7 protein-coding genes are annotated in these 13,241 nt (G+C 72.8%); 3 read left to right on the top strand and 4 right to left on the bottom strand.

Annotated elements, in window-relative coordinates; translation table 11 throughout:
* Positions 1-441: 441 nt before the first annotated feature.
* On the bottom strand, positions 442-996 hold the full coding sequence (locus tag AB0I52_RS24010) for a MarR family transcriptional regulator (protein WP_363075729.1): 555 nt from the start codon (positions 994-996) through the stop codon (positions 442-444).
* Positions 997-1,198: 202 nt separating this feature from the next.
* On the opposite strand from AB0I52_RS24010, the gene AB0I52_RS24005 reads away from it, so the two are divergent.
* The gene (locus AB0I52_RS24005; protein WP_363075727.1) at positions 1,199-2,506 is read left to right on the top strand and encodes an MFS transporter; all 1,308 of its coding nucleotides are present in this window, start codon (positions 1,199-1,201) and stop codon (positions 2,504-2,506) included.
* 13 nt (positions 2,507-2,519) lie between these two features.
* On the opposite strand, the gene AB0I52_RS24000 is transcribed toward AB0I52_RS24005, so the two are convergent.
* Both AB0I52_RS24000 and AB0I52_RS23995 read right to left on the bottom strand, forming a co-directional pair.
* A complete protein-coding gene (locus tag AB0I52_RS24000; RefSeq protein ID WP_363075725.1) occupies positions 2,520-4,184 on the bottom strand; it encodes a SpoIIE family protein phosphatase in 1,665 nt (554 codons plus the stop codon).
* 242 nt (positions 4,185-4,426) lie between these two features.
* A complete protein-coding gene (locus AB0I52_RS23995; protein ID WP_363075723.1) occupies positions 4,427-5,824 on the bottom strand; it encodes an NAD(P)/FAD-dependent oxidoreductase in 1,398 nt (465 codons plus the stop codon).
* A 335-nt stretch (positions 5,825-6,159) separates the two neighbouring features.
* Between AB0I52_RS23995 and AB0I52_RS23990 the strand changes: the two genes are divergently transcribed.
* Together AB0I52_RS23990 and AB0I52_RS23985 are read left to right on the top strand one after the other, a co-directional pair.
* Entirely contained in the window at positions 6,160-7,104 is a 945-nt protein-coding gene (locus AB0I52_RS23990; RefSeq protein WP_363075721.1) for a helix-turn-helix domain-containing protein, read from the top strand.
* A gap of 504 nt (positions 7,105-7,608) precedes the next feature.
* Positions 7,609-9,651 (top strand): sigma-70 family RNA polymerase sigma factor, encoded by a 2,043-nt coding sequence (locus AB0I52_RS23985; protein WP_363075719.1) that lies wholly within the window; start codon positions 7,609-7,611, stop codon positions 9,649-9,651.
* Positions 9,652-9,687: 36 nt separating this feature from the next.
* Here AB0I52_RS23985 and AB0I52_RS23980 read toward each other — a convergent pair whose 3' ends face one another.
* The gene (locus AB0I52_RS23980) at positions 9,688-13,140 is read right to left on the bottom strand and encodes a BTAD domain-containing putative transcriptional regulator (protein WP_363075717.1); all 3,453 of its coding nucleotides are present in this window, start codon (positions 13,138-13,140) and stop codon (positions 9,688-9,690) included.
* Positions 13,141-13,241 lie beyond the last annotated feature (101 nt).

Raw genomic sequence — 13,241 nt, 5'->3', positions numbered from 1 at the left:
AGGCTTTCCTCCGGGCGCTTCCCTTCGGTCTTGCGTTTCCGACTCTATCAGACTCTTTCGTGTCCGATTCCCGGTCGAAGCGGGCCTCGCAATTTCCGCTTTCCAGTTCTTCGCTTTCGCGTTTCCCTTTCCGGCGAGTCCGACTCTATCAGATCCTTTCGGGCCTGATTCCCAGTCAGTGGGGCTTGCCTTCCCGGCTGTTGGGCCGTTCCGACGTCCCAAACTCTAGCGGATCTTCCCGGCGGCTCATAATCGAGCCTTCGAAATCAATTTCGGCATACCGAAATTCTCCCGAGTGGGAGATCGTGCTGAGTTTTGGTTGCCGCATTCGCGGCGGGATCGGTTGTCGCAGAAACATTTCGGCTCCGTGACAACTCGAAGAACCTTACGGGTCGGGGAGGGGCATGTCAACCCCTCCCCGACCCACCCAGGCAGGGCCCGTCAGTCCAGGTCGGTGAGGCGGCCGCCGGCGTCCGGCTGGGCGTGTTCCACCCGGCGCAGGAGCCGGATCAGCATCTCGCCGAGAACTCCGCGCTCGTCGCCCGAGAGGTCCTGGAGCAGCTCCTCCTCGAAGTCCGTGGCCATCCGCATCGCCTCCAGCCACTTCGTACGCCCCTCGTCCGTCAGCTCGACGATGACGCGGACCCGGTTGTTCTCGTCGCGGTCGCGGGTGACCAGACCCTCGCCCGCCATGCGGTCGATGCGGTGCGTCATCGCGGCCGGTGTGAGTCCGAGCCGTTTGGCCAGCTCCCCCGGGCCCAGCCGGTAGGGAGCGCCGGCCAGTACGAGGGTCTTGAGGACCTCCCACTCGGCATTGCTGATGCCGAGGGCGGCGACCTGGCGTCCGTACGCCACGTTCATCCGGCGGTTCAGCCGGCCGAGTGCCGAGACGACCTGCTCGACCTGCGGGTCCAGGTCCCGGAACTCGCGCTGGTAGGCGGCGATCTGCTCGTCGAGGCTCGGCTCCTGGAGGCCCGGCTCGGTGGTGTCAGACATGGCGCGCAGTATGGCACGCCACCCATAGCGGTCGAAGTCCTTCGGCTTGTATTGTTGAGCTTCTAACTTTAGTGCTAAAGTCTTCGGGTTCGAGTCGTCCGGGCCGTCCGATCGGCCGGGCCGCACAGGCCGCACAGGCCGTCCGGCTTTCGCTCGATCACATGGCTTCGAGACCTTGAGGTAGGTGAGTGTGACCAGGGAAATGGGTGCAGCACTGCGGCGGATCCAGCTGGGGAGCGCGCTGAGCGCGTTCGGGCTCGGGTTCACCGTTCCGTATCTGTACGTCTATGTGGCGCAGGTACGGGATCTGGGTGCCGGTACGGCGGGAGTCGTACTGGCGGTCTTCGCCATGGCAGCGCTCGCCGTCCTGCCGTTCACCGGCCGGGTCATCGACCGTCGCGGGCCGCTGCCCGTACTGCTCGTCGCCTCGGTCGTCGCCTCCCTGGGTGCGGCTGCCCTGGGCTTCTCCTCGCAGGTGACCGCCTCCGTCCTGTCGGCCGCGGTCCTCGGCGCCGGGACCGCCGTCATGCAGCCCGCCCTCGCCACGATGCTCGTGCGGTGCTCCGACACCGGGACCCGTACCCGGGCCTTCGCCATGCAGTTCTTCCTGCAGAACCTGGGGCTCGGCATCGGCGGACTGGTCGGCGGGCAGATCGTCGACACGGAGCGGCCGTCGTCCTTCACGCTGCTGTTCCTGATCGAAGCGGTGATGTTCCTCGTGCTCGGCGCCATCACGGCGACCGTGCGGATGCCCCGTACGCCTGCCGTCACGGCGGGGGTGTCCGGTGCCGGGGACGCCGCGCGGGGCGGGATGCGGGCGCTGCTCTCGCACCGGGCCATGGTGCAGCTGTGTGTGCTGGGGTTCGTGGTGTTCTTCGCCTGCTACGGACAGTTCGAGTCCGGCCTTGCGGCGTACGGCACCGAGGCGGCCGGGATCAAACCCTCCACACTCGGGATCGCGCTGGCCGCCAACACCGCGGTCATCGTCGTCGCCCAGTTCGTGGTGCTGCGCCTTGTGGAGCGCCGCCGTCGCAGCCGGGTGATCGCCTCGGTCGGTCTGATCTGGGCCTTCGCCTGGATCGTGGCGGGCTACGCCGGCCTCGGGCACGGCAGCCAGACCATGGCGACGGCCGCGATGATCTCCACGTACGCGCTGTTCGGGCTCGGTGAGTCGATGCTCTCGCCGACCGTCGCGCCGCTGGTCGCCGATCTGGCGCCGGAGTCGATGGTCGGGCAGTACAACTCGGCGTTCGCCCTGTGCAAGCAGCTGGCGCTGGCGGTCGGTCCGGCCGTGGGCGGTCCCATGGGGGCCTCACTGCACGGGCCGTACATCGTGACGTTCGTGCTGTTCTCGCTGGGCATCACGGTGCTCGCGCTGCGGCTGGGCCGACGGCTCACCCCCGTTCAGGACCAGCCCTCGCTCGCGGCGGCGCCGTCGCGGGTGGTGGCCGTGTCGCTGCCGGAGAGCGCGTCGGCCGAGGTGCCCGCCCGGGTCGCCGCCGTCCACTGAGGGCCGGTACCGCCTACCGCGGCAGGGCGAATTCGCACCAGACGGCCTTGCCCCCGCCCGGTGTGCGGCGGCTGCCCCAGGACGTGGCGATCGTCGCGACGATGGAGATGCCCCGGCCCGCCTCGTCCGCCGGTTCGGCGCGGCGGCGGCGCGGCAGGTGGTCGTCGCCGTCGGTCACCTCGATGATCAGCCGGCGGTCGGTGCGCCGCAGCCCCAGGCGCATCGGCGGTGTGCCGTGCTGGAGGGAGTTGGCGACCAGCTCACCGGCGGCCAGGACGCCCAGGTCGCACAGGTCCACCGGGAAGCGCCACGACGTCAGCACGCCCGTCGCGAAAGCGCGGGCGCGCGGAGCCGCTTCGATGCCACCGAGCAGATCGAGCGAGGCGTTGTGGAACAGCTCCGCGGTCGGCCCGGTGCGGGCGGGGTGCTGGACCACCAGTACCGCCACGTCGTCGTCGTGTTCCGCGGTGATGTTGAGGGAGCGGATCAGGCGGTCGCAGACCACCTGCGGTGCGCCCTTCGCCCCGGCCAGCGCGCGCTCCAGCGCGGCCACGCCCTCGTCGATGTCCTCGCTGCGGCGCTCGACCAGGCCGTCCGTGTAGAGGACGGCGGTGGAGCCGGGCGGCAGCGCGATCGTGCCCGAGGTGTGGGTCCAGCCCCCGGTGCCGAGCGGCGGCCCGGTCGGACCCTCGGCGCGGTGCACCGTGCCGTCCTCGTCGCGCACCAGGATCGGGAGGTGACCGGCGGAGGAGTAGACCAGCAGCCCCTCGTTGGGATCGTGGACCGCGTAGGCGCAGGTGGCGATCTGGCTGGCGTCGATCTCCGCGGCCAGCCCGTCGAGCAGCTGGAGGACCTCGTGCGGCGGGAGGTCCAGCCGGGCGTAGGCGCGGACCGCGGTGCGCAGCTGGCCCATCACGGCGGCGGCGCGCACCCCGCGTCCCATCACGTCCCCGATGACCAGGGCGGTGCGGCCCGCGCCGAGGGTGATGACGTCGTACCAGTCGCCGCCGACCGCGGCGTCCGTGCCGCCCGGCTGGTAGGTGGCGGCGATCCGCAGGTCGTCGGGCTGCTCCAGCTCCTGCGGGAGCAGTGAGCGCTGGAGGGTGACGGCCGTTTCGCGGTGGCGCCGCTCGCTGGCGCGCAGCCGCTCGGCCGCTTCCGCGTGGTCGGTGACATCGGCGGCGTACACGAGCACTCCGCCCTCGTGCCCCTTGTCCTTGTCGCGCGATACGGGGGTGCAGGTCACGGTGTACGAGCTGCCGCTGCGCGCCTTGCGGGACTTGACCGTGCGGGGCGTGCCGCTGCGCAGGACCTGGTCCATCAGGGGGAGCAGGCTGAGCTCGGTGAGCTCGGGCATCGCCTCGGCCGCGGGGGCTCCGGACGGGCGGGGGCCGAAGGCCGCGGCGTAGGCGTCGTTGACGTACGCGATGCGGTGGTCGGGTCCGTGGACCAGCGCGACGAGGGCGGGCAGCTGGCCGAGGATGTCGCGGGCGGAGAGATCCTCCAGGGCGGGCGCCGGGGGCCGGGTCGCGGGGCCGTCCGGTTCGCCCTCCGGCGGGCCGGACCCGGTCTCGTCCTGTGCGTACTCGGCGCGGGCCGCCGGTACGGCACTGTGGTCGTCCCGGGCGGCGCGACGCTGCGTACCGGGTAGGCGGGCGCTCCAACGCGTGAAGTTCACGGAATTTCTGGCCTCGTGTGTCGGTCTGGTCCGCTCGGGCGGGCTGCTTCCTCTGCCGGATCCTCTGCCGGTTCTTCCTGCCGGTTCTCTCTCGCCGGTTGGGGGCCGGACCGGCGGGAAGGCGCAGCCGGAGCCGGTCTCTGCTGGTCACTGTCGGTCGCTGCCTGCCGGGTCACTCTGTGCAGATGTGAGCCCACCTATGGTCACACGTCCAGTGTGACGGACCCTACTGACACCGGACCCTACTGACCGTCGTCGCCGTCGGGCCCGGGACGCCTTCCCGCGGCGAGTTCGAACTCGGCCCTGGGGTGTTCCAGCGAGCCGAGGGAGACGATCTCGCGCTTGAAGAGGCCGGCGAGGGTCCATTCGGCGAGCACCCGGGCCTTGCGGTTGAACGTCGGGACCCGGCTCAGGTGGTACGTGCGGTGCATCAGCCAGGCGGGATAGCCCTTGAGCCTGCGTCCGTATACGTGCGCGACGCCCTTGTGGAGCCCGAGCGAGGCGACGGAGCCCGCGTAGCTGTGCCGGTACTCCTTGAGCGGTTCGCCGTTCATGGACGCGACGATGTTCTCCGCGAGGACCTTGGCCTGGCGGACCGCGTGCTGGGCGTTGGGCGCGGTCTCCCGTCCGGGCTCGTCGGAGGTCAGGTCGGGGACCGCGGCGGCGTCACCGGCGGCCCAGACGTGCTCGGCCCCCTCGACGGTGAGCCTCGCCGTGCAGATGAGCCTGCCGCGCTCGTTGAGCGGGAGGCCGGTGGCGGCGAGCAGCGGCGCGGGCTTCACACCCGCCGTCCACACGAGCGTGCGGGTCGGGAAGCGGGAGCCGTCGCTGAGCACGGCCACCCGGTCTGCGCAGGATTCCAGCCGGGTGTCGAGACGTACGTCGATGTTGCGGCCGCGCAGCTCCCGTACGGCGTACTTGCCCATGGATTCGCCGACCTCGGGCAGGATGCGGCCGGTGGCCTCGACGAGGATCCACTTCAGGTCCTCGGCCTTGATGTTGTGGTAGTACCGCGCGGTGTAGCGGGCCATGTCCTCCAGCTCGGCCAGCGCCTCCACGCCCGCGTAGCCACCGCCGACGAAGACGAAGGTGAGGGCGGCGTCGCGGATGGCGGGGTCGCGGGTGGCGGAGGCGATGTCCATCTGCTCGATCACGTGGTTGCGCAGCCCGATGGCCTCCTCGATGGTCTTGAAGCCGAAGCCGTGGTCGGCGAGACCCGGGACGGGGAGGGTACGCGAGACGGAGCCGGGCGCGATGACGATCTCGTCGTACGGGATCTCGACGGCTCCGGTGCCGTCCTCCCCCGTGGCCAGGGTGGTGACCGTCGCGGTGCGCTTGGCCGTGTCGATGCGCTGCGCCTCCCCGATGACGATCGTGCAGTGCGGCAGGACCCGGCGCAGCGGTACGACCACATGGCGCGGTGAGATCGAACCGGCGGCGGCTTCGGGGAGGAACGGCTGATACGTCATATAAGGATCAGGGGTGACGACGACGATCTCGGCCTCGCCGCTTCTGAGCCGCTGCTTCAGCTTCCGCTGGAGACGCAGCGCCGTGTACATCCCGACGTAGCCGCCGCCGACCACGAGAATGCGCGCACCCGGCGGGGGGCCGGGGGGTGTTCCCCCGGAATCTGAAGCCATCACCACCCCATGACGCAACGCGCTCCGGAGTTTGTCCACAGCCCCGGCAAATTGTGTGACCGGAGCTTCCGAACGGGCCGCTCCGGTTGATCGTCGCGGCAATACGGAAGCCCCGCAGGTCAGGGGTTGCGGTGAGGGGCGCGGGCAGCGGGCGAATCGGTGACCAACCGGTCCTTGTTCCGATCGGGGGGCGCTCCGGGCGGAACTGCCCCCTTCTGAATTGACCCTGGCTCAACTATGTTCGTGTGTCGTCGGGGTGTCGGATGGACCATCGATCAACCCGGCAGACACGGCGGGAGTCTCCGGGGGGAGACGTCATAACCGGGGGAACAGTCATGCATATTCAGGAATCGCATTGGCCGACTACTGCTGTCGCGTCCGAAGGAAACGGACGAATCGGCACGGTCGGCACAGTCAGCACGGTGAGCGGTATCGGGCCGTCAGGGGCAGCGCCGCCGTCGGGAGCGGTGAGCACTCTGGGTGCCGCGCTCGGCGCGGGCACCGTCGGTGCCGGAGCGCACGGCCGCTCGGCGCCGCTGCGTGTGGACGCGCAGCGCAATCTGGAACATGTGCTGCGGGCGGCACGCGAAGTGTTCGGCGAGCTCGGGTACGGCGCTCCGATGGAGGACGTGGCGCGTCGCGCCCGGGTCGGTGTCGGCACGGTGTACCGGCGCTTCCCCAGCAAGGACGTGCTGGTGCGGCGGATAGCCGAGGAGGAGACCTCCCGGCTGACCGACCAGGCCCGGTCCGCGCTGGGTCAGGAGGAGGAGCCGTGGTCGGCGCTGTCGCGCTTCCTGCGGACCTCGGTCGCCTCGGGCGCGGGGCGGCTGCTGCCTCCGCAGATACTGCGGGTCGGCGTGGACACCGACGACTCGACGGTGGTCGGCGATCCGGGCGCCGTACGGGCAGCGGAGCCGGCCGGATCGGGCTCGGCGGCCGGTGACGCCCGGGACGAGCCCCGGGTGCCGCAGCAGCGGCAGGAGGTCGGCCAGTCCGCCGGACAGTCGGCAGGACAGGGCGGGCCGCGCGTGGCCGAGCCCCGGCCCGAGTCGGCGATCGACGGCGTCGGCAGCGGAGCGGCCGAGCTGCTGGAGGTCGTGGGCCGGCTGGTCGACCGGGCGCGGGCGTCCGGTGAGCTGCGCCGCGATGTGACGGTGGCTGATGTGCTGCTGGTCATCGCGACGGCGGCGCCCTCGCTGCCGGACGCGGCTCAGCAGGCGGCTGCTTCGGCCCGGCTGCTGGACATCCTGCTGGAGGGGCTGCGCTCGCGGCCTGCGTGAGCGGGCGGGGGCGGGCGTGCATGCCCTGCCGGAAGCGCTTCACCCGAAGGTGGCCCTCGTGAGCGGGCGGGGCGGCGTGCTGTGAGCGCTGCTTCGGCAGGCTGTGGGGGCGTGCGACCGCGCGCTGAGGCAGCGGGCTGCGTGAGCGCTGCTTCGGCGGGCTGCGCCTGTCTGCGCGGAATGCGGAGAGCGCGGTGAGTGCGATGAGCACGGTGAAGGCCAGTCGGAGCGTCGGGGTGGTCCCGTGATCGCGGGGGCGGGCCGGCGGACCGGCCGTGGCCTCATTCGTCGCTCTCGGCGCTCTCGTCGCTCTCGGCGCGACATCGCTCCACTGCCCCGGCAGCACATCCTGTTACTCCTTCCCCGAACGCGTGTCCGCTAGTGCTCACATTCGGGAGAACGCCCCGGATGAGTGGTTGACGGGGCTGAGGGGCCGCCACGCCTGCCCTCTGTGGCACGCTTGCCCGGTATTCGGGTCCGAAAGCGCATACGGGGGCGTCCGCGATGAGCGGTGACGGGCAGCAGGAAGAGTCGTTCGACGGTGTCTCCACCACGGACGGCGGCACGGACGGTGTCTCCACCACGGACGGCGGCACCGGCACGGACGGCCTGCCCTCGGAGCAGGTGCCGAACCAGGCCGGGCCCGGGCGCCAGAGCGCCGGCGAAGAGGCCGGCGGCACGGTTCTGCCCGGACCGTGGCCCCCCGCACCGGTCGAGAACGCGGCAGCGGCGGACACCGACGCGGTCGACGCCGCGGCGGCGGCCGCAGTCCCCCTGCAGCGGGTGGGCAGCGGCTCGGCCGCTGCGGACGCCTCCGGACTCGCCCCCTCCGACGCCCAGTTGATCCAGCGGATGCGGGACGGCGACGGCCTCGCGTACGAGGAGCTGTTCCGCCGGCACTCGGACGCGGTGCGCCGGTACGCGCGCACCTGCTGCCGGGACGCGCACACCGCCGACGACCTGACGGCCGAGGTCTTCGCCCGGACGCTGCAGGCGGTTCGGGGCGGCAAGGGGCCCGAGGAGGCCGTGCGCGCCTACCTGATGACAGCGGTCCGGCATGTCGGCGCCGCATGGACGAAGACCGCCAAGCGCGAGCAACTGGTCGATGACTTCGCGGCGTTCGCCGCTCAGGCGTCGTGCTCCCGGGACGCGTCGGACGCGGACACCCTCGATCTCGGCGCCGACGTGATGGCGATGCACGACGCCGAGCAGTCGATGGCGATGCAGGCCTTCCGCAGTCTCCCGGAGCGCTGGCAGGCGGTCCTGTGGCACACCACCGTCGAGGAGGAGTCGCCCAGCGACATCGCCCCGCTGTTCGGGCTCACCGCCAACGCCACCTCGGTGCTGGCCAGCCGCGCCCGCGAGGGGCTCAAGCAGGCGTATCTGCAGGCCCACGTGAACCAGGCGCTCACCTCCGGCGGGGACTGCGCGCGCTACGCCGACCGGCTCGGCGCCTACGCCCGTGGCGGGCTGCGGATGCGGGCCGAGCGCGGGCTCCGGGGCCACCTGGACGAATGCGCGAAGTGCCGGCTGGCGGCGGGCGAACTCGCCCATGTGAACGCCGGGATTCCCGCGCTGCTCCCGGTCGCGGTCATCGGCTGGTTCGCCGCCGGATACGCGCTCAAGGCCGCCGGGATCGTGGCGGGCGGCGCGGCCGGTGCGGCGGGTGCGGGTGCCGCGGCCGCGGCGACCGGCGGGAGTTCGTCCGCTGGGTCGGCCGGTGGCGCCGCCGCCTCCGAGGGGCTCGGCGCCCCGGCGAAGGCCGGCATCGCGGCGGCGGTCGTCGTCGCGGCCGCGGCCGGGCTGGTGTGGGCGCTGGTCGGCGACGACCAGCCGCGGCCCGAGGCGAAGCCGGTGGCCAGGCCGCCGGCCGTGGCGCCCGCGGTGCCGTCGCCCGCGCCGCCGAAACCGACGCCCACCCCGCCCCCCAAGCCCGCGCCGCCCGTTCCCGTACCGCCGAAGCCGACTCCCACGCCGACCCCCACACCCAAGCCGACACCGACACCGACGCCCACCCCGCCGGCTCCCGTCCCACCGCCGCCCGCCCCGAAGCCGACTCCGACACCCACCCCGACTCCGACACCGGCTCCCCCGACGCCGCCCGCACCGGCGCCGGAGGTCTACCAGGTCAACGAGTTGAGCTACAGCCTCTTCGGCAACCACACCGGACCCGAGGTGGTGCTCGGTGAGAGCAGCTGGGTCTGGCAACGTTCCGGGATGTCGATCGGCGGCACGCGGTACGCCCACGGGGTGACCGTGCACAGCCGCTCCTCGGTCGTCATCCAGCTGAACCGCAGGTGCACCCGTTACGAGGCGATGGTCGGCGTCGACGACCTGACCATGGGGCTCGGTTCCGTGCGCTTCTCCGTGTTCAACGGCGCCGGGGCGCGGCTGTGGCAGTCCCCGGTGATGAACGGCGACGACCCGGCCGTACCGGTCGGCGTCGGCATCGCCGGCCAGGACCGGATCCGGCTCGTCGTGGAGCCGATGACCGGGTTGGGCGGGGTGGCCCTGGCGAACTGGGCCGAGTCCCGCATCAGCTGCTGACCGGGCCCGTCCGGCTGGGGACAGTGCCCCGCCGCTTCAGCGGGCAGCCGCCTCCGGCGGTGGAAGCTCCGCGGTGATGTCCATGAGCAGGTCGATGACGCTGTCGACGGTCAGTCCGCGGCCCGCCGCGTGCTCCTCCTCGTACTGCCGCGCCCCCAGCTCCTTGCGGGCCAGCTGCGCGGCCGCGTCCACCTCGGACTGTTCCGCCGGGGTCCTGGGGCCGGACAGCCGCCAGCTGTCGGCGGCGGCCAGGATGCGTACGGCGGCCGCGCAACGGCCCACCTTGGGCAGTACGGTCACCACGCCGTCCGCCAAGTGCCCGGTGACGATCTCGGCGCACAGCGCGTCCCGTGCCGAGACGAGGGCCGCGGTCAGCCCGCGCAGGCCGGCGGCCGGACCGCCCCCGGGCCCCGGTTCGTGGATGGTGATGCGGGCCGACAGCCCCTCCAGGATCGCGTTGAAGTGCGTCGGCGGGCTGCCGTTCTCGTTCTCCGCCTTCGCCTCGGCGTACATCCGCCGCGCCGCCGCGACATCACCGCGTTCCAGCGCCATGGTGGCCCGCAGGTACGGGACGTACGCGGCAGCGTCATGCGTCCGGTAGCGCCGCGCCTCGGACTCGGACCGTTCCAGGAGCCGCTCGGCGGCGGCCGGGTCGCCGGTGCGGTGGAAGAGTTCGGCGAGCCTGGCCAGGAGGAACGGGGCCTCGGCATGGGCCCCGACCTCGCGGGAGAGCAGCAGGGCCTCCTCGTACGCCGCACGCGCCTCGTCGTACCGCCCGCGCATCATGCCCGCCTCGGCTGCGGCGGAGGCGACCTGGGCACGCATCCAGCGGTCGCCGACGAGGCGGCCCAGTACGCGCAGCTCCGCCAGATCGGCGTCGACCCCCGGCATGCCGCCGGGCATGTCGACGACCATGTGCGTGCGGAACATCAGCGCGACGCCGTACTCCCAGGCACCGCCGTGGATACGGGCGTTGTCGACGACCGAGTCGATCTTCCTCCGGACGTCCTTCATGCCCAGACTGAAGAAAGAGGTCATCGGCCAGAGCAGCCCGGGGAAGCGAGCGGCCTGGGGTCCCGAGGACATGAAGGCGTCGCCCACCCGGCTCGCGAGCGCCCGGGTGCCGTGGCCGTCGCCGTCCACGTCGGACGGGCGGCTCTCCATCTCCAGGAAGAACCGGAGCATGCGCAGATTCATCCAGGACCAGTAGCGGGGATCGGTGCGCTCGGTGGGCTCCGGGCCGAACGCCAGCGCCCGCGTGGTCCAGGCGAGGCCCTCCGTGCGGTAGTTGCGCAGCCACCAGAACCACCCCATGCCCAGCACCAGACGTGCCGCGTCCGTTTCGGACGGCTGGTCCACCTGGCACGGACCGGAGAGGTGGGACGATTCGGACGGGCTCGCGAGGGCGGTGGTGCGGTGGAGAGCGGCCCGGATGTTGTCGAGGTCCGTCTCCAGGCGCTGGATCCAGGGGAGCTGGTCGGCGGAGCGCAGCCGCGGCTCGGCCTCCTCGACGAGGGCGAGGAAGTGTGCGGTGTGCGCCCGCCCGGCAGCGGCTCGTACGCCCGGGGTTTCGGCGCAGCGCTCCATGGCGTACTCGTGAATGGTCTCCAGGAGGCGGTAGCGCATCCCGCCGCCGTCGACCGGGGTGGCAACGACCAGGGACTTGTCGATGAGTGCCCCGATGAGGTCCGCGGTGTCGGCCGCGGTGTGCCGGGCCGGCCCGGCCGACGTCGTGATGACCGCCTCGGCGGCGGGCAGGTCCCAGCCGCCCGCGAAGACCGAGACCTGGCGCAGGGCGGTGCGTTCGTCCTCGTCCAGGAGGTCCCGGGACCAGTCGACCACCGCTCGCAGGGTCTGCTGGCGCGGCAGTACGGTCCGGCTGCCGCCGGTCAGCAGACGGAACCGGTCGTCGAGCCGGTCGGCGATCTGGCGCGGGCCGAGCATCCGGAGCCGGGCGGCGGCGAGCTCGATGGCGAGCGGCAGCCCGTCCAGGCGGCGGCAGATCTCGGCGACGGCGTGCGGATCGTGTGCGGCCTCCCGCTCGGGGTCGAACTCGGGCCGCACGGCACGGGCCCGCTCGGTGAAGAGGCGGTGGGCGAGATCGGCCGGGAGCGGGTCCACCGGACGTACGGATTCGCCGGGCACGCCGAGCGGTTCGCGGCTGGTGGCGAGGATGCGCAGCCGCGGGCAGCGGATCAGCAGGGTCTCGGCCAGCGTGGCCACCGCGCCGATGACGTGCTCGCAGTTGTCGAGGATGAGGAGGAAGGGGCGGGATCTGGAGCAGTGCGCGAGGTGATCGGCGAGCAGGTCGACGGGATCGGTGCGCGGATACGTTCCTTCGTGGCCGCTGTCCCGCAGCAGGGTGGTCTCGCGCAGTCCGAGCGCGGAGAGTACGGCTCCCGGGACGGCTTCGGGGTCTTCCACCGGGGCGAGTTCGGCGAGCCAGACGTCACCGGCGGCGGCGCGGCCCTCGTACGCCGCGGACTCCTCGGCGAGGCGGGTCTTCCCCGAGCCTCCGGGCCCCGTGAGGGTGACCAGCCGGGAGCGGGTCAGATCGTCCCGGATGGTGCGGAGTTCGGGCTCGCGCCCGACGAAGGAGGTGAGGCGGGGGCGGAGATTGCCCCGGGCGGCTTCCGCCCCCGCGGAGCCGGGTGCGGATGACGCGGGGGTGAGCAGTCCCCGGTGGAGGGCGGTCAGTTCCGGCCCGGGGTCGGCGCCGAGACGCTCGGCGAGGGCGCGGCGCGCGTCCTCGTACGCGGCGAGCGCGTCGGCCGGCGGGCCGGCTGCGCTCAGGGCGCGGATGAGCTGGGCCCGGAAGCGTTCGTCGTACGGGTGGGCCGCCGTCAGCTCCATCAGCTCCGGCACGAGGACGGAGGGCGGGGCCGTGGCGGGTGGGGCCGTGGCCGGCGGGGGCATCGCGGGCAGGGCCGTGACAGGTGGGGCCATCCGGGGCTCGGCCGCGTCCCCCGCCGGTCCGCCGGCTTCCGCGCATCGCAGGTCGGCCTCGATTCGGTGCTCCAGTGCGGCCAGCCGGTGGGCCTCCGGACGCAGCGCGTGGCCGTGGTCGCGGTCGGGCAGGTCGGCCAGGGCGGGTCCGCGCCACAGGGCGAGTGCCGTACGGAGCGTGCGGGCGGCGTCCTCGGGTGCGTCGGCCTCCAGCTCGGCCGCGCCCTGCCGGGCGAGCCGCTCGAACCCGTGCAGGTCGACGTCTTCCGGGCCGGCCGCCAGGCGGTAGCCGCCCGGGGCGCTGGTGACCGCGTCCTTCCCCAGCGCCCGGCGCAGACGGCCCACCAGGGCCTGGAGCGCGGCGGGGGCGTCCGCCGGGGGATCGTCCGCCCACACGTCGTCGACGAGTTCGGCGATCGGCACGGACCGGCCGGGGCGCAGTGCCAGGGCCGCTAGGAGGGCCCGCAGGCGCGTACCGCCGAGGGGCAGCGCACCGCCCTGCTCGTCTCGCGCCTCCGTGGCGCCCAGGATCAGATACCGCACTCCGCCATTGTGTCCCGCCGGTCGGACAACGGAAGGCGGCCGGCGCACGGCAGGCGGCCGGCGCACGGCAGGCGGCCCCGGATCGCGTCCCGCTGCCCGCC

The sequence above is a fragment of the Streptomyces sp. NPDC050423 genome (assembly GCF_040655445.1).
Lineage (GTDB): Bacteria > Actinomycetota > Actinomycetes > Streptomycetales > Streptomycetaceae > Streptomyces.
Note: the sequence above shows the minus strand (reverse complement) of the source record. Positions and strands in the feature narration are given on the sequence as shown.

Excerpts from the sequence above, each read along its gene's own strand:
- AB0I52_RS24010 (WP_363075729.1), bottom strand. The coding sequence starts at position 996 with ATGTCTGACACCACCGAGCCGGGCCTCCAGGAGCCGAGCCTCGACGAG.
- AB0I52_RS24005 (WP_363075727.1), top strand. The coding sequence starts at position 1,199 with ATGGGTGCAGCACTGCGGCGGATCCAGCTGGGGAGCGCGCTGAGCGCG.
- AB0I52_RS23995 (WP_363075723.1), bottom strand. The coding sequence starts at position 5,824 with ATGGCTTCAGATTCCGGGGGAACACCCCCCGGCCCCCCGCCGGGTGCG.
- AB0I52_RS23990 (WP_363075721.1), top strand. The coding sequence starts at position 6,160 with ATGCATATTCAGGAATCGCATTGGCCGACTACTGCTGTCGCGTCCGAA.
- AB0I52_RS23985 (WP_363075719.1), top strand. The coding sequence starts at position 7,609 with ATGAGCGGTGACGGGCAGCAGGAAGAGTCGTTCGACGGTGTCTCCACC.